The organism is Streptomyces sp. WM4235, from assembly GCF_001279725.1.
Lineage (GTDB): Bacteria > Actinomycetota > Actinomycetes > Streptomycetales > Streptomycetaceae > Streptomyces.
Genome location: NZ_LGDE01000213.1, coordinates 1 through 881, shown reverse-complemented (window position 1 = coordinate 881; position 881 = coordinate 1). Strand labels below are relative to the sequence as shown.

The following is an 881-nucleotide window of genomic DNA, read 5'->3' as shown; positions in this document are numbered from 1 at the left end:
GCCTTGAACACCTCGGTGGACGAGGTGTCCACGTAGAGCGCGGTCAGGACGGAGCGGCCCCGCTCGGCGGACACGGACAGGGTCAACCGGCGCCCGTCCGCGACGCGTTCTTCGGAGACGACGCGCACCACCGGCTCCGCGACCGCCACCGCCGGGGCGTCGCCGACGAGATGACCGCCGGGCGGCGCCGGCAGGGCCGGGATGCTGTTCTCCAGGTCCGATGTGCGTTCGCCGTCGGTGTAGTGGGCCACCCACGAGTCCGGGTCGGCGTTCTCCGACACCCAGTACGCGCGTGAGCGGTCCAGGTCCCGGGCGTACATCAGGCTCACGGGCAGCGGGTGGCCGCGGTCCGTGCCGTCGACCGCCGCGCCGACCCCCAGCAGCGTGAGCCCCGACAGGGCGAGGGCCAGGCCGCCGGCGAGCCCGGCGCGCGGCCGACCCGCGAGGTGGGCCGACGGCAGCAGCAGCAACACCGCGACCAGCGCCACGAAGACCAAGGGAGCCGCCGCAGCGGGGAGTTGTACCGCCGGGAACAGCAGGACGACCAGCGGGACGATCAGGACCGCGGCCGGCACGCCCGGCAGGGCGAGGGCCACGGGACGCCAGGGCGACTCCTCGGCGAGCCGCGCGGTCAGGGCCAAGGCCGCCGCGCCCGCGAGCGCGGTCCACGTGAACAGGTAGCACGCGCCGGGCAGCGCCAGGGCGGTGGCCAGGGCGAGCGCCACCAGCCACGCCAGCACGGCCGCCAGGGACTCCGACTGCGTCGTACGGGTGCGGGCCCACCGCGTCCAGCCCCAGGCGACCGCCACGACGAGCGACACCAGCCCGGCGACGAGGAGTTCCGGACGGTACGGATCCCCGTGCGTGAACCGGCCGTAGGC

1 pseudogene is annotated in these 881 nt (G+C 75.7%); it reads right to left on the bottom strand.

Annotated elements, in window-relative coordinates:
* Positions 1-881, bottom strand: a pseudogene (locus ADK55_RS16250) (hypothetical protein); the annotation flags it as partial.